The sequence below is a fragment of the Pedobacter sp. PF22-3 genome, from assembly GCF_026239555.1.
Classification (GTDB): domain Bacteria; phylum Bacteroidota; class Bacteroidia; order Sphingobacteriales; family Sphingobacteriaceae; genus Pedobacter.
The window spans coordinates 50,186-67,181 of record NZ_JAPIVP010000023.1; the positions used below are offsets into that span (position 1 = coordinate 50,186).

A 16,996-nucleotide genomic window follows, 5' to 3' on the forward strand; every position below is an offset into this window, starting at 1 on the left:
ATGCGTTACAGGTTTCTGCTTTTCATTCTACCAGTAATATTTGCTTTCTCCCTGAAAAAAGAGCTGAAGCAATATAAAATTAATGGTTTTGCACAGGGAACCGATTATGCCATTATGTACTATGCCACTGATAGTTTAGCCACTAAGGCTGGTATAGATAGTTTATTGAACGAAATTGATTTATCGATGTCGCTTTACAAAAAGGGATCATTGATAAATCAATTTAATGCTGCCAAAAAAGAAATTAAAACCGATCGTTTTATGAACGACGTGCTGAAAAGGAGTTTTGAGATCAACCATGATACAAAAGGCATTTTCGACATTACCGTTGCTCCATTGGTACAAGCCTGGGGTTTTGGGCCGAAAGAGACCAAAAACGAGCCCGATCCGGTAGTCATTAAATCAATATTGGCCTGTGTTGGCATGAGAAACCTGAAGTTAAAGAATGGCTTATTAAGCAAATTAAAGCCCTGTGTACAAATCGATTTAAATGGAATTGCCCAAGGTTATAGTGTCGATTTAATTGCCGCTTATCTCGAACAAAAAGGAATTAAACAGTATGTAGCCGAACTGGGAGGCGAAATTCGGATTTCAGGACCTAAACCCAATGGCGAAACCATGAAAATTGGCATTGAAGGTCCGGATAAGGATGGAACTCCGGTAATCAGGCACATCGCTGCGATCAATTCTGGTGCCATTACTACTTCGGGCAACTATCGGAAATTTCACCAGAGCGGAAAGAAAAAAATTTCTCACCTGATCGATCCTAAAACAGGCTATCCTTTAGATAATGAGATGATCAGCGTTACTGTTTACGCAAATGATGCCATTACAGCCGATGGATATGATAATGCCCTAATGGCGATGCACCTCAAAGATGCCATGGCCTTTGTTGAAAGTAGAAAAAACCTGGAAGCTTATTTCGTATACCACCAGAAAGATGGCAAAGTGGCTGATACGCTAACTACAGGATTTAAAAAACTAATTATGCACTAATACCTATCAACCTCAGTTCGATTAATAATATGCCTTTTGAAACGTACTGCCGATATTTAAGCTTAGAGTCGTCACCCTGAATTCATTTCAGGGTCTATTTTGCAGGAAAGATGCTGACCACATAGTAGCTACAAGGCGACTGAAAACACTATTTCTACTTGTAAAATAAATTCAGCATGACGATCGCGTTAGGCAAGGGAGCTTAAAAATGCAATCATTACGAATAAATATTAATCGAACTTAGGTTATCCGTTTAAAAACAAACCGATGAAAAGAAGTGAATTTATAAGAAACAGCTTATTAACTGCTGGTGCAATAACCACCGGAGCAGGAATTACCAATAGTTTTGCTGCCGAAAAAACAAATGATACATTAAGCGATAAAACTTTTAACCTCGATTATGCACCACACCAGGGCATGTTCCAAAACCATGCAGGCAAGAGTTTTCTAGATCAGATCCAATTTATGTACGATAAAGGTTTCCGTTCGATAGAAGATAACGGTTATCTGGGTCGTTCTGTTGAAGAACAGGAGAAAATCGGTAATTTACTTGCGAAACTGGGCATGCGCATGGGCGTTTTTGTAGTAGATGGTGGTGATAACTGGAAAACCTCTTTAACCACCGGCAAAAAGGAGTTTAAAGATAAATTTATCGAAACCTGTAAAAAATCGGTAGAAGCCGCAAAACGCTGTAATGCCAAATGGCTTACCGTAGTGCCTGGGTTTTATGAGCGCAACCTGCCTTATGGAAATCAATTTGCTAATGTAATTGATGCCATGCGCGCAGGCGCCGAAATTTTTGAACCCCACGGTTTGATTATGGTTTTGGAAACCTTGAGCGACACCCCGGAACTTTTCCTGCAAAAAACAAATGAAACCTACGCCGTTTGTAAAGCAGTTAAAAGTCCTTCATGTAAAATTCTTTATGATATTTACCACATGCAACGTACAGAAGGCGACTTAATTAAAACCATCGATCGTTGCTGGGATGAAATTGCCTACATCCAGATTGGAGATAATCCGGGCCGAAAAGAACCAACAACCGGGGAAATTAATTATAAAAACCTATTCAAACACCTGCATACCAAAGGCTACAAAGGCGTTATGGGTATGGAACACGGCAATTCGAAAGGTGGAAAAGAAGGCGAACTGGCTGTTATTTCGGCGTATAGGGCTGAGGATAATTTTTTGTAAATAATAAAAAAATCGTCATTGCGAGAAGGAACGACGAAGCAATCTTTCATGCTACTGATTCTTGCAATAAGATTGCTTCGTCGGCTGAAAAAGCCTTCTCGCAATGACGATTTATTGAGGACTACCCCACTTTCAACACCCACACCGAAACACTGCCGGCATTGCAATGAAACTCTGCCCAGCCATTTTCATCAATAATTACTTCCTGCTGGCGATAGCCTAAGGCATCAACAAAGGTTTTTCCGGCAAAGTGTTTGCCTATTTCCATTTCTTTAAAGCCTTCCTCTCCTGTACTCAACAATACGGCTAAACCACTGTTTTCATGTTCTTCATCACCAGCACGGGTCCATCCTACACAAATACCATGATCAAAATAATCACGTTGTTCACCGTAGGCTAAGGCTGCACGGATTTTACTCATGGTTTCGACAGCAGGGATTGCGGCCAGGTCAACATGCACCTCATCGCCTTCCTTGTCTTTATCATCATAAATTCCTCCATACAGATCAGGAAAGAACAAGCATGGAATGCCTTGCATGCGCAAAAGGATCATGGCATACGCTAAAGGCCTGAACCAAAAATCGACATAAGATTCTAATGCCTGTAAGGGTTGCGAATCATGATTATCCACAAAGGTTACCGCCAAATCAGGCTTTACCTGCACCAGCGTTCCATCAAAAATCGTCCGCATATCAAAATCTTCGTTTTTACTGGCCAGGAAAAAATTATGGTGCAACAACGAATCGAATATTTGTGTCCTTCCGCCGGTAATTTCAATATAGTTCAATTGCCCAGCTATATCTACCACGTTCCAATCCTCGGCTACAATAAAAAACTCGCGGTTATATTTTTGATTCAGGTGATCGATCCACTCTACAATAAAATCAGGATTGATGTGTTTAACCGCATCTAACCTGAAACCGTCTACCTTAGTGGTTTCGACTACCCATTCGCCCCAGTATTTTAACTCTTCAACTACAGCCCTGTTGCGGTAATCGATATCATTGTACATCAGGTAGTCGTAATTGCCGAATTCTGTAGATGGAACCTCTTCAAAACCTTCACCTAAGTGGTTTTGGATCGAATAAATAGCTGTTTCCTTTCTATCTTCTGCCCAGTCTACCCCACTAAAACACTCATGGTTCCATATAAATTCAGAATATTTACCTTTTCGTCCGGGGAAAGTAAACTTTGTCCAGGCTTCTATTTCGAAAACATCGCTGGTAAATTCATTTCTATTATCAGGATTTACAGTTCTAACGGATACTTTCTCCAGTTCATCGCCACCCGCTTTGTGGTTAAACACAGCATCGGCTAAGGCGCCAATTCCATTTTCGTGTAATGCTTCAATAGCTTTGATATACTCATCTTTAGAGCCATATTTGGTATGCACACTTCCTTTCTGATCGAACTCACCTAAATCAAAAAGGTCGTAAACGGCATAACCAACATCATAAGTTGCGTTGTTCGATTTATAAGCCGGTGGCAACCATACAGCGGTTATTCCAATTTCTTTTAAATGACTCGCTTCTGCAGCTACTTTAGTCCACAAATTTTGTTCTTCGTTATAATACCAATGGAAAAATTGGATAAGGGTCTGATTTTGCATTAATTCGATTTTTTGTATGGATAACAGGAGAGCTGATGAATTTGTTTTTGGAGTGAACATCTTCACAAGTTCTTTCCCGCTGACTTCGCTGATGCCCGCAGAAAAATAACTTAAATCTGCAAAAATCCCTTTGATTTGCGGGAACAACCTTACTCACGCTTTCCCGCTGATCTCGCCAATCCTCGCAGAAAAACAAAATAATAAGAGCCTGTTTAAAATTAAATAAAATTTATTTCGTATGTCAGTCTGAGCGTAGTCGAAGACCATTTCAACGTATTAATAAAGCAATCGACTATGCTACCATTGACAGACTCCCAAAAAAGGTCGTCATTGCGAGGAGGAACGACGAAGCAATCTATCATGCTAATGATCCTTGCTATAAAGATTGCTCGGAGAGATTTATTTCCATTAAATTCTACTGTCACTCATATTGATTTTTATACAATAAATTATCCCTAATGGTGACAGCAAAAGGCTATTTATATTTATTATAAAAATTTAAACAGGCTCTAAATCTGCGAAAATCTATTTGATCTGCGGGAACAATTTCGCGCGCACTTTCCCGCTAATTACGCAAATCACCCCAGAAAAACATCATTTCAATCCACTATAATCGAAGTAAATTGCTTTTAAAAAATGTGCAAAAATTAATTAGCCACGGAAACACAGAAATCACGGAGGAGTTAAAGTTTTTACGTGTTTTTCGTGCTTCCGTGGCAAACATAATGATTAGGCATGCGCAGAAAGAGGAAGAATTATCAGAGAAAAGTTAAAAGCGATTTCCCTGCGCCAGAATCTATTTCTAATACATTTTAATTACTTTTGCCCTTAAATGAGTTTAAAAAAGAAATTTGCCAGAGAAAGTTTTACCATTATGAACGAATTGGTATTACCAAATGATACCAATACCTTAAATAATCTGATGGGTGGGCGTTTGCTTCACTGGATGGATATTGCAGCGGCGATTTCGGCTCAAAAACACTGTAACCGTATCGTGGTGACCGCTTCGGTTGATAATGTTTCCTTTAAACAGCCCATTAAATTGGGTGATGTGATTACCATAGAAGCCAAAGTAACCCGGGCTTTTAATACTTCAGTAGAAGTTCGTTTAGATGTATGGGCAGAAAATATTCCGAGTGGTGCACGTCAAAAAAGTAATGAGGCTTATTATACTTTCGTAGCACTAGATCAAAGCGCCAGAACCATACCTGTACCAGAACTGATTCCGGAAACGCCCGAAGAAATCGATTTATTTGATGGCGCCCTGCGCCGCCGGCAGTTACGTTTGGTTTTAGGTGGCAAAATGCATCCTGATGAGGCCAGCGAACTCAAGGCACTTTTCTTTAAAACGTAATTTTTTTCAACAAATTCCTTTCTGCTTGGTTTGATTGTTTTACTTTAGTGTTTACCTTACGCTGAAAAATATGACAACTTATACCATACTTATTATTTTAAGCGGATTAGTCATTTTCTCTTATCTGTTTGATTTAGTGGCCAGTAAAACCAAAGTACCATCGGTTTTATTGCTGTTGTTACTGGGCATTGGCCTGCGTTTCCTGGTCGATTACCTCAAAATACAAACCTTTAATTTCCTCTCCATTTTACCCACGCTCGGTACCGTAGGTTTAATCCTCATTGTTTTTGAGGGTTCACTGGAACTGAAGTACGATCGCGAAAAAAATAAAATCATCAGGAGTGCTTTCTTTTCAGCATTAACCATTTTACTCGCAACAGCAGCCATCATTACGCTGATTATCTACCAGATTACCCATAAAGATTTATATACCTGCATTGCCAATGCCATTCCCTTCAGCGTCATCAGTTCGGCCATTGCCATACCCTCTGCTGCCGCGCTGGGAAGCCAGGACCGGGAATTTGTCATTTATGAATCTTCCTTCTCCGATATCCTCGGCATTATCATTTTCAACTTTGCCATAACCAACCACTCCATTACCACATCGGCCTTTATCGGCTTAGGCTTAAGCACTTTTTTAATCATTTTATTATCGGCCATTGCCTGCGTGGTGCTGCTTTATGTTATGGGGAAACTGGTGCACCACATTAAATTTTTCCTCATTATTTCCATATTGATCCTGGTTTATGCCATTGGACAGTCGTACCATTTATCCTCACTGGTTTTGATTTTGAGTACCGGCTTATTTTTGAACAATGCCGATACCATCCGGAATGCCTGGTTCAGGAGTGTGTTTCTGTATAAAAACCTTGCTGCAGATTTATCGCAGCTATATCAGCTCTCTGCCGAAAGTGCCTTTATTTTAAGAACGTTTTTCTTTGTGATTTTTGGCTTTACTATGAACATTAGCGAGCTTAACGATAAGCCCGTACTGGCCAATGGTTTTTTCATTTTGCTCACCATTTTCGCGGTTCGGTTTTTCTTTTTAAAGGTATTTAAAAATGGCGCCCTTAGCCCAATCGGTTATATTGCACCACGCGGCCTGATCAGTATTTTACTTTATTTCAATTTGCCTAAATCGCTGAAAGTTGCCGAGGTTGGCCCTTCTTTTCTGTTTTTGGTGGTGTTGGGCACCAGCCTGGTGATGACTTTAGGTATTACCTTAAGCAAAAGAAATACAGCGGTTCATTAATGATTAGGTCAATTCGTCTGTTTAACTGGTTAATTGTTCAAATCGGTTAATCCACTCCAAACGCTACACGCTTGGCGTTTAAGGTTTATCAATATAGTAAGCTTTTGAATAGATTTCCAGTTTTTTATACGCAGTGGCAAACAATTTTTCATCTTTATTGATCTTCAAAAACATTTTTTTAGCCTTAAGTTCGGCTATAAGGCCATAAGTTGTGCCTACTGCTGCCCCTAAAGTTGTAGCGGCCAAAAACGCTGCAAGTTGTTCGTTGCCATATCCATTGTTGTTATCTGTAAATGCCAAAGAACCAATTGCCGCGCCAGCAAGTGTCCCGATCAGAAATCCTTTACCTGTATTGATGCCTTTTTTCTTTAAGCGGATGCTGATGATATTTTTAGCACGGAGTATGATGTAATTCCCATAACCATCATTCACAGCGACACCTTCAGGAGAAATTTTCTCTAAAGTACCTTTTACAACAGGTAAAGAATCTGAAACCACTTTTACCTGGTAATTGATAAATTCCTGCGCCTTGGTTTCACTAAGAAACAGATTAGCCACAAAGAAACACAGCGATACAAAGAAAATTTTCATTGGAGAGCGGTTAAAGTTGGTGAATTGTATAAATTGGTTAACTGTAATAATTGGTTAAACGGTTAATTGTTCAAATCGACTAAAGACTGCCGACTTAAGACTTCGGACTAAAATCGATCAATCCACTCTCAACTCGAAACGCCCAACTCCAAACTTTAGTGCGTAGCATTAGGCGCTTAGCATGAAAACTCCCAGCTCCAAACGCCTAACTTTATTACCTCCTCGTGCAATAGACTCAAGACTTCCGACTAATAACTTGGGACTTTAGACTAAAGACTAAAGACTAAACCTACGCTCCCATTTCCAGAATCTTATCAAATTCTGTTGCTTTTAATGGCATTACCGATAAACGTCCTTGTTTAACCAATGATATATCAACCAAACTTGGTTCTGCTTTGATCTGCTCTAAAGAAACCGGGTTTTTCAGGCTTTCTACAGGCGATAAATCAACCACTACCCAGTTGGCATCATCAGTTGTGGGGTCCTGGTAAAACTCTTTCACCACTTTGGCAATGCCCACCACATTTTTACCTTCATTACTGTGGTAAAAAAGCACCAAATCGCCTTCTTTCATGGCTTTCAGGTTATTCCGTGCCTGGTAATTGCGCACACCATCCCAAAAGGTGCGGCCATCTTCGTTAAATTTTTCCCAACTGTATTTAAAAGGCTCTGACTTGACCAACCAATGATTCATCTTATTCTTTATTTTAGGCTCAAAACTAACAAAACAGAACGGATTAGGAAATAGGTTGGAAAGAATGAGTTTTCAAAACATTAAAAATTGGTTAGTTTTTCGGAATATCATTTTCAATGAAAATGAATATCTTGTGGATATAAATTAATAACAAAAATGGCAGAATACGCTTTACCATATTTCGGAAACTTACCGACAGAAAATTTAGAAGAATATTATGATGTTGATATTGAATTAAATGGAAATGAAATTCAAGTAGACCTTAACTTTGAAAACCAGACGGTTGACACATTAATACTGGACAAAGTAAAAAATTTCATTGAAAAATTAGAAAAATTTGACAAGCTGAATAAGACATATATTCTCAATGACTATAATGACGAAGATGGCGACACCGTAAAATTTTACTTAGAACACCATCTTGAGGAACTTGATAAAGAAGAACTTACAAAACTTGTAAACTTTGACGACACGATAACAGAACCTGAGCAGCAACTTTTGTCGAAATTGAAATTAGTTAGAGTTGGTCTTTATCCTGATAATGAAGATAACTTCGCCATTTTTGACTACTCAATTGGAAAAGATATAACAAATTATTTGGTAGTAATAAATACTGATGAGAACGGACAACTGGATTATATGACAGTAGAAAGCTAATATTACTGCCACCATCCATTACTAGCGCAAGTCTTAACGTTTACGCTAGTGGGCTGAATGACTTGTGCTTAGCAGAGATTTAATGGACGGATTTATTAAGCACAAGTCAGGCTTATGCTCTGGCCAGGGCCACTAAGACTTGAGCTAAAAAGGGATTTGTCTTATCTATATTTCTTCGTTTCTCCATTTTTTGTAATTTCTTTTGGATGATTTCTCATTAGATATCTATAAGTTAATCTAATAATTAGACCTATCAAGAAAATTATTGCTAGAAGTACTTGTTTGTCCATAGGGCTAGAGTTTAACTATTCTTATTTGAACGTTGGATATATAAACGTGACGATATTTCGGAATGTTTTGAAACTCTATATTGTGACATTACTACTACAAACAATTTTAATAGTTAACTGTATCCATTTCTCTGCTAGCGCAAGCGTGCCGTGGCTGTTGCACAACTTATATAGTTAAAATATTTTTCTTTATACGTAATAATTTACTTTGCTTTTATCCTAATTTGTAATTAAAAGGATTCTGAGCATTAATCTGATATAGATTATTGGATTTTCATTGCCATTTATTTTACGAATATTGTTATTAAAAGTATGTTTCAATAATTTTTTAAGATTATAACACATTCGTGCCATTAACATACATTTTTTGAAAAGTTTTACACCTTTGGTGTAAAACTTTTTCATACCTAGATACTCAACCAAGGTTCCTATTATAGGTTCGACGGTGCTTTTTCTTATAGTCATCATCTTCTTGCCCAGACTAGTTTGCATCCGTTGGTGCATCTGATCAAACAAAGGCTTGAGATTGAGTTGGTAATCATTTTCTGTTTAGATTAAACAGGGCCACTAAGATTTACGCTAGATGTGCTAGATATGGGATAACATAAAGAAAGATGATATACTTACTTATGTGTAATTATGGTTTCCCGTATTGCTAGAAGATTTTATTGAATACCTTTAGGTTAGTTTTTTACTAATATTCAAAATATTCATCCTAAGTTAATCTCTAAGTGGCCAATACTGAATACCTCCAAACCTTTTTAGATAATACCATCTCAAATCTTAGCAGCGCCCGTCTAAATGGCCCTAAAAAAGAGTTAAGTTTTACTATAAATTGTAAAGACTTAGAAGACTTCAACCATATTGATATCCGTCAATCTGAAAAATACAAATCAATTTTCGACCAGCTAAAAGATGCTAACGGACCGATCTTATACTGGTTCGAAATCATTTCTGAAACAAACCCTAGTGAAGTTATTAAAGCTTTAAACGAGTACAAGCTATTAACAAATGCAAAATCAACTCCAGCGTTGAAGAAAAATATTGATTTAAATTCAAAAACACTTTATGTTGGCAAAGTCAAAGGAAGCTTTTGGGGACGTCTAATCACACACTTAGGATTTTATAAAGTAAGCGCCACCCAAGGACTTCAATTGTATTATTGGGCTAAACCTTTATCACTTGATTTAAAAGTTCATATAATAGAATTTGATCGTAATATGGCGGATACAATGCCTATAATTGAATATGCCTTTGGAACGCAACTAAAACCATTAGCAGGGAAACACAAATAGGAAATTTATTAGCTCAGGAGCATTAAGCGAATATAATCTACTGGGCGGAAATTATAAAAGAAATGAACCAAGAATATAAATTGTACAGAATTTCTCAATTACTTTCTCGTTTTAGAGAGCAAGTAAAAATATTAAATACAAATGGTGAGTTTAGCATCAATATACATGCTGAAAATATATTAATAAAGATATTAAATGTAATTTATGACTGTAATTTAGAAAATGTAAATTATGTCGAAGGAAAAACATATCCAAGTATTGATTTAAGAGATAGCATTAAAAAAACTGCATTTCAAGTTACATCTACAGCAAACCTTGATAAGGTTAAACATACATTAAATAAGTTTATTGAGAATGATCTTTATAAAGAATTTGATAGCGTTTATATATTTATAATTACTGAAAAGCAAAAAAAATATGACCAAATTAAGATTGATAAAGTATTAGATGATAAAATCACATTCAATATAGAGAACATATTGGATCGAACTGATTTATATATCGAACTAAACAAGCAAAACAATCTTGATAAAATCAATTCTGTTTGCGAATTATTGGAACAGCAATTTGCCGACAATAAACAGGAACTCGACAAATGGGATTTATATTGTAAAGGATTAAACGAATATGATTTATATATTCATAATTACTATAAATTTTTAGATATTAAAGGTTTTTCACCTAAAATAAACAACACTCTCGTAAAGATTAGTTTAGAGAATATTTATGTTCCATTGGCATTAAAAATTGAAAGTGAAATCGGAGAGAAAAAACATGAACTCCAAAAGGAAATAACATTTACTTTAGAAAATGCACTTAATGACTTCAATAAATTAGTAGTCCTTGGTGATCCAGGCTCTGGCAAATCAACAATATTAAAACATCTAGCTTATAATATTTGCACAAACAGGCCAACAGAAAGTCAATTTAGCGATTTGGTTCCAATTATTATCAAAGGAAGTGAATTTGCGAAATATGTTTCAACAACATCCAAGCACCTTTCAGAATATATTATTGACCAAATTGATAAAAAATATGAACTGTTGTTCACTCAAAAGCTTGAAAGTAATCAATTACTTGTCTTAGTTGACGGAATAGATGAGATAAACGTAACAAGTCTTCGACACACAGTAGTAAACCGTATAAATGCTTTTATCGCTCAATATTCAAACACAAAAATAATTGTTTCATCAAGAATTGTTGGATATAAAGAAACTAGGTTGAATGGTTATTTCAATCATCTGCAAGTAATGAAATTCGGCGAGGGGCAAATCAAACAATTTATCACTAATTGGTACTTATCTGTAGTTTCAAATTCTAATAATGATTCAGAAAACGCAAAACAAAGTTCAAAAACACTTTTTGATTCAATAAGACAAAACAAATCTGTTTTGAATATGGCAAGTAACCCATTACTTATTACAATTATTACACTTATACACTACCAAGGTGGTACTTTGCCAGAAAGGAGAGCTTCGCTTTATGATATTGCGACATCAACATTTTTAGAAAACTGGGTTCGACAAAGGGAATCCCAAAGAAATTCGAATTTCGACAAAGAAACTCTTATTTCAATATTAGCTCCAATTTCATACTACATTCATCTAAATTTTACTACTGGTCTAATTACAGAGAGTAAATTAAAAGAGCTATTCAAAAAAGAATATGAAAATATTTTTCCCTATCAAAACCCTAGAGAAGAAACTAACGACTTAAAAGATATTATTGATTTTCTAAGAGAAGATGCAGGTTTCTTATTCGAAAAGGGATTAAACGAACATGGAGAGTCAATGTTTGGATTTGTTCACCAAACATTTCAAGAATATTTCACTGCTATAGAATTTAAAACACGTTGGAAAGAAGGTTATTTTAAAGATAATTTAAATGAATATGTTTTTAATTCAAGTTGGAATGAAGTTATTAAATTAACCGCATCACTCTTTAAATACAGTGAGCAAAGTCGTTTAGGTAGGCAATATGCTACTAATTTCATTAGGAGTATTTGGGACACAAATGATACATTACCTGAGATGTATAGACCACTAAAGTTAATCCTTCAAATTCTTAAAGACGATACAGAGATTGAATTTCAATTCTTCATTCAAATCATTGACAAAATATTTAATGAAATTTTAATACATGAAGAACACATTCATTCTGGAAAATTAGAACATAATAGAGAAGTTTCAATATTCAAATATTCGATCCAGGCTCTTATTGAAGCAAAGACGTATCAGTCTTATCTCGTAGAACGCATAATAAAAGAAGTTAGCAAAAAAGGAGTATCATCTGCTTTGAGATTTAATTTGGTACAAATATTAATGAATAAATCAGATGTATCTATTGTCGCTGAAGAGTTATTCAAGATACTAAAATCAAATAATACCAAGTTAAAGGAACTAATTTTCAATTACAACGTGGTAATGCCAGTATCGCATATTGTTTTTACAACTGAGTTTCGCGATGAAATTGTAAAATACATCAATTCTGAAGATTACTTTCATAAATATAATGGTCATTTACCCACCCAATATCATTGTGCTTTTGAAACAATAAGACGGGGTGGCATTGAAAAACTCTTAGAAGAAGATACATTTTTAAATTTGTCCGCAAAGTCAAAAGAAGAAAAACTACTTTCAATTAGGTTAATTAAAAACGAAAAAATGCGAGTAGATTTTATAAACTTTTGTGTTTTTTCTATAGGCATGAGTGATATTGATGATTTGAGAGAATTTGTCAACGTTTTAAAGATTGAATACAACGGAATAGAATTGCCAAAAATAGAAAAGCGAATTAAAGAACTTGAGAAATTTAAATCATATGGATTGGAAGACTATGAAATAATTAGCTTTATGTCAACTAAAATCTTCCTAAAGAAAGATAACACTTTAAGTCTTGCTTTAGTTAAAGATAATCAGGTTAACTTTATTACTTATCCATTTAATAAAAAAGACCTACAAATTTATTTCCTAGATGAAACTAATTCTTTTCTTAAGTTTCTTGAATTGCTAATGCCAACAATATTAAAAACAAAAAATGAGATTGAAATTAAAAATTACGATACACTATTAAATTTTATTAAGTATCAGAAATGTATACATTGGCATACAAATATTAAAACTGGGAATGTGTTAAACTTTGCTTTAAAAATTCTATTCGATACTCCTAAAGTAAATTCTAAAAAACTCCTACAATGGATAATAAATCAAAGAGAAGTTCGCTATAGAAATTTTGAATTAGCGTATGATTTTGATAAACAAAAATTCATATCAAAAGTTACCGGCTCTAAATTGGACTTATTTGAAAAACTTTATTTAATGTACCTTGTGGGAGATAAATCAGATTATGAGAACCTAATAATACCGACAATTGAAAATATGAAACGGACAAAATCTGAAAAGAAAAAGAATGAAATGAGAGAAGTTTTATATGAAGTTTTGTAAAGTAACTTTCGCTAACGCCCCTTGCTGGCGCACGCGTGCCGCGTGTGCATTTGATACTGGTGCATCCTAATCTTTATTTCATACGCAACACGCATGCTAAGACTTGCGTCAGTATGGATATAGTTTCAACCTTTCATAATAGGACACTTTTTATTAGTGGTTATGGTATAATTATTTAGTGTCCTAAAATGTTTGATTTGAAATGACACATAAATTACTTCTTGAATTCAAGATTGAAATCTAATTATTCTTTAAAAATAAAACCTAATAGCAATTAATTTATCATAATATCTAAGTTAAATGAAAATAAAGCAAATCTTAATTAATTTTCTGCTAATAACATCTAACCTATTGCTATTTTCTTCTTGTCAAGAAACAAAAAGTTCTGAAGATCTTAATAGTCCATCAAATGGGCAAACTGAAAGTATCAATGATCCCAACAACTATAGTGGTAGTGGAATCGGAACTTATAGTGAAAAGTATGGAATCTTACTAAGGCAAACTTTAGAGTATGATATAAGGCCCGAGGTATCCATAAATAATAAAATTGATTTTAGCTTCTTTAACTATGGGGAAGATTTGAGGGTTAGTACAAAAATGCTTCCGAATGTTTTCTTGACTAACATTTCACGAATATACTTCTAGAAATCATTCAATTAGATCAAATAAGTAATTTTATACAACATCAGTCTAACTCTTATGGAACTTGGGGAGAGGCGACCATACTTACCGCAAAAAGTCAAGTGGTTTTAAAAGATGTTATAATCAGCCCCTTGGCAGCAAAATTTATACTTAGCAAAACGCAGAATGATTCCGATGCTTTAGTTTTGGTGAGATTTGTCGATCAAGATAATGTTACTAAAGATTATGTTTTTTTAGGCAGCTATCTTTCCAAAGAAATAATAGATCAGTACTACAAGGAAATTAAGACTAGTTCCGACATATATAGCGGAATTAGATAATGTTCATTAATATACAATGTCCACTTGCTGGCGCATCCTAAGACTCGCGCTGGAATACGGTTTTTTAAATTACGGTCTTGGGTATATCTTATCCTTTCTTCAAAAAACAATTCCCTCACCATCGCGTTGAAGCTTATAAAAACAAAAACTCTTTTAAAACGACCAATGGAATTAACCGACAAACAAATAGAATTTGGTTTCAATTACTATTTTAAAGAAGAACATGATCTGATCAAATCGGTTGTAGAAGTTTCAGAATATAATGAGGAAGAAAAACTCATTATTAATTGTACGCAATTAGGCGATTCCTTTACACCTCAATACAAAACCCCAAAAGACAAAAAGCGTGTGGTAACAGAATGGTGTGAGTTTTTAACACAGAATCAAACAGCCTTCAAGGAGTTACATTTTGGAACAAGGATGCCTCAGGAGCTTTTTGATGCGGTTTGTAATCAAAAGCAATTAAAGCGCCTTGAGATTAAGTGGGGCGGTTATAAAGATATTTCTGCAATTGAAGGATTAACCCATGTCGAATTATTGCATATTGGTTCCGGAGCAGGTGTTGAATCGATAAAACCTTTAACAAAACTTAAAAATCTGATAGGTTTATCGGTCGAAAACTTTCAAAAAATAACTAACTATGATGAACTTTCAAATCTATCGACACTAGAAAGTTTGAGCATTGAAGGTGATGGCTTCGGACCGCAATACATCAAAATTGAGCAAATAGATTTCTTAAATAACATGCCTCAACTCAAGTTCTTTCGCCTTTTAACGGAAAGACTTCAAAGCAAAGACTATAGCCCAATTTTATCACTAAAAAACATAGTGCACCTTTCTTTAAGTGGAAATAAACAAGTTAAGACACTTTACGATGAGATCTTTGAATTACCTAAGTTAAAATGGGGAATGATCAAAACCAGGCCCGAATTGTATAAGAACTAAAAAGTGAACAATTCATTTAGTTAAGTAACACTTAATAAACCTATTTTAGATTTGAAATAGAAGTATAAATTATAATGATAAATTCAATAAGTATACCTAAGTCCAAACCTATCCTTTTGACAGTAAGCTAAGCTCTTAATCTCAATGAATCATTATATTAGCAATTATGTCCTTATATATCTGCCCTAAATGCGGCACTAAAAGCTTTACATGGGCTATTGAAGATGAGCCTTATATTAAAACTAATTGGGGTTGTTACACCTGTAATTATTTGGCTTTGGAAGATGAAAGGATAATGCGTAATTGTAACGTTTGCAAACAAAAATCAGAATCACTATTAAAAGATATGGATAGAGCATACTGGTGGTGTTTTACTTGTAATAAAGAGAACCAACAATAATATTCTAAACATAAACTATTTATTTTAAAGTAAACCGATAAGATAATCCCCTACTAGCGCAAGTTTCAGTGTCCAGGTTAACAGGCTAAATTACTTGTGCTTTCATTATTAAGTCAAAATGAAACTGAAAGCAAATAACTATCAAATACTACAGCACTAATGATTTCGACAAAAAATCTCAGTTTACTACCAAATAGAAAGGCACTAGAGGCTATTTGTAAAGCGATTTCAGTTTTAGACGCGATAATTTGTCAAGAATGGCAGTATCGTTATTATTCATTTAATTCGGAGTGGGGTATCAATGAACAGTGTTTGCAAATGCGAAATGGTTCTGGTGAAGAAATGCATATATTATTTCTTGATAACGGCTGTGTAATAAATGGTTCTGCACTAGAATACAAACAACAAGACAAGACCAAACTAACCGCAAATTTGCCTTCAATTTTTAATGAATTTATTTTTGGGGAGCCCGTCGCATCAATCGGTACTACATTTTGCATATGGGCCACTGAACCAAAAACCTGGCAAGTTGGACAACTTGAAAATATTGAAGATAATTCTGGAGAAATGTTAAGCATTTTTGATGGAAATCCTCAGACTTATGTAGATTGGGCAACAGATTATTTTGAAGGAAGTTATAAATCAATTGGAATCCCTCTTGAAACCGTATCAAAAATTTATAGTGGACATACACTCACAAAAGAAATGGTTTTATCAATTGTTGAGGAACTGGAAGATTGGGAACTACTTGAAACTGATCTGAAAGAAATTAACTATCCTTATAACTTTGAATAGCAGGAAATTCCTTATAAATGAGAGAAGAGCAAAAAAGATTGTACATTGAAACTGTCGACAACAATATTGAAAAACATGGCTACCATGTAACCTATGTTCTCGAAGAACAGGACTTTACCCCATTTGGTTATTCAAGCGGACTGTATAAAAATTTTGGGATACCAGAAGCTTTTGTTTCTGGCTTACCAAATGGGCTAACCAATACGCTAATAACCAATTATGCCCAGGCATTCAGGAACAGGAAAGTACCTTTGAATCAAAAATTAGATAATCTAATTGATCGTTTCCCTGTATATATTATTCCGGTAAAAAATGAGGCCGTAAATGAAAAGATATTGAATACATTCAGATTCTATGAAAACGATTACTTCGAATCGGTTCAAATCCTTTTTCCTGATTTAAATGGGAAATTTTCTGGAGAGACCGGTTACGATTATGACCAGGAAATTTTTGGGAATACAAACTAAAATTAACCAAAGCACTTTTTCCCCTCGCTGTGCATCTTAATATTTACTTCAC

Annotated in this window: 14 protein-coding genes; 10 read left to right on the forward strand and 4 right to left on the reverse strand. The window is 34.9% G+C overall.

The window, feature by feature from the left end; all coding sequences use genetic code 11:
* Both OQX63_RS21715 and OQX63_RS21720 read left to right on the forward strand, forming a co-directional pair.
* Window positions 1-996 (forward strand): FAD:protein FMN transferase, encoded by a 996-nt coding sequence (locus OQX63_RS21715; RefSeq protein ID WP_265852900.1) that lies wholly within the window; start codon window positions 1-3, stop codon window positions 994-996.
* A 267-nt stretch (window positions 997-1,263) separates the two neighbouring features.
* A complete protein-coding gene (locus OQX63_RS21720; protein ID WP_265852901.1) occupies window positions 1,264-2,190 on the forward strand; it encodes a hydroxypyruvate isomerase family protein in 927 nt (308 codons plus the stop codon).
* Between the two features lie 121 nt (window positions 2,191-2,311).
* On the opposite strand, the gene OQX63_RS21725 is transcribed toward OQX63_RS21720, so the two are convergent.
* The gene (locus tag OQX63_RS21725; protein WP_265852902.1) at window positions 2,312-3,799 is read right to left on the reverse strand and encodes an alpha-amylase; all 1,488 of its coding nucleotides are present in this window, start codon (window positions 3,797-3,799) and stop codon (window positions 2,312-2,314) included.
* Window positions 3,800-4,631: 832 nt separating this feature from the next.
* Here OQX63_RS21725 and OQX63_RS21730 point away from each other — a divergent pair.
* Together OQX63_RS21730 and OQX63_RS21735 are read left to right on the forward strand one after the other, a co-directional pair.
* Complete coding sequence (locus OQX63_RS21730) at window positions 4,632-5,153, forward strand: acyl-CoA thioesterase (protein ID WP_265852903.1); 522 nt, start codon at window positions 4,632-4,634, stop codon at window positions 5,151-5,153.
* Between the two features lie 70 nt (window positions 5,154-5,223).
* A complete protein-coding gene (locus OQX63_RS21735; RefSeq protein ID WP_265852904.1) occupies window positions 5,224-6,405 on the forward strand; it encodes a sodium:proton antiporter in 1,182 nt (393 codons plus the stop codon).
* Window positions 6,406-6,483: 78 nt separating this feature from the next.
* On the opposite strand, the gene OQX63_RS21740 is transcribed toward OQX63_RS21735, so the two are convergent.
* Together OQX63_RS21740 and OQX63_RS21745 are read right to left on the reverse strand one after the other, a co-directional pair.
* Complete coding sequence (locus tag OQX63_RS21740; protein WP_265852905.1) at window positions 6,484-6,996, reverse strand: hypothetical protein; 513 nt, start codon at window positions 6,994-6,996, stop codon at window positions 6,484-6,486.
* 289 nt (window positions 6,997-7,285) lie between these two features.
* Window positions 7,286-7,690, reverse strand: a complete 405-nt coding sequence (locus tag OQX63_RS21745) for an EVE domain-containing protein (RefSeq protein ID WP_265852906.1) — start codon at window positions 7,688-7,690, stop codon at window positions 7,286-7,288.
* A 156-nt stretch (window positions 7,691-7,846) separates the two neighbouring features.
* Here OQX63_RS21745 and OQX63_RS21750 point away from each other — a divergent pair, with 156 nt between their 5' ends.
* Complete coding sequence (locus tag OQX63_RS21750; RefSeq protein WP_265852907.1) at window positions 7,847-8,347, forward strand: DUF2004 domain-containing protein; 501 nt, start codon at window positions 7,847-7,849, stop codon at window positions 8,345-8,347.
* Between the two features lie 509 nt (window positions 8,348-8,856).
* On the opposite strand, the gene OQX63_RS23490 is transcribed toward OQX63_RS21750, so the two are convergent.
* A complete protein-coding gene (locus OQX63_RS23490; protein WP_416276543.1) occupies window positions 8,857-9,153 on the reverse strand; it encodes a transposase in 297 nt (98 codons plus the stop codon).
* Between the two features lie 215 nt (window positions 9,154-9,368).
* Here OQX63_RS23490 and OQX63_RS21755 point away from each other — a divergent pair, with 215 nt between their 5' ends.
* From OQX63_RS21755 to OQX63_RS21775, 5 genes are all read left to right on the forward strand, one after another.
* On the forward strand, window positions 9,369-9,932 hold the full coding sequence (locus tag OQX63_RS21755) for a hypothetical protein (RefSeq protein ID WP_265852908.1): 564 nt from the start codon (window positions 9,369-9,371) through the stop codon (window positions 9,930-9,932).
* Between the two features lie 62 nt (window positions 9,933-9,994).
* Complete coding sequence (locus OQX63_RS21760; protein ID WP_265852909.1) at window positions 9,995-13,375, forward strand: SMEK domain-containing protein; 3,381 nt, start codon at window positions 9,995-9,997, stop codon at window positions 13,373-13,375.
* Between the two features lie 1,127 nt (window positions 13,376-14,502).
* Entirely contained in the window at window positions 14,503-15,282 is a 780-nt protein-coding gene (locus tag OQX63_RS21765; protein WP_265852910.1) for a hypothetical protein, read from the forward strand.
* A gap of 559 nt (window positions 15,283-15,841) precedes the next feature.
* Complete coding sequence (locus OQX63_RS21770) at window positions 15,842-16,477, forward strand: hypothetical protein (RefSeq protein ID WP_265852911.1); 636 nt, start codon at window positions 15,842-15,844, stop codon at window positions 16,475-16,477.
* A gap of 17 nt (window positions 16,478-16,494) precedes the next feature.
* Window positions 16,495-16,944, forward strand: coding sequence for a DUF4262 domain-containing protein (locus OQX63_RS21775; protein WP_265852912.1), 450 nt, complete (start codon window positions 16,495-16,497; stop codon window positions 16,942-16,944).
* Window positions 16,945-16,996 lie beyond the last annotated feature (52 nt).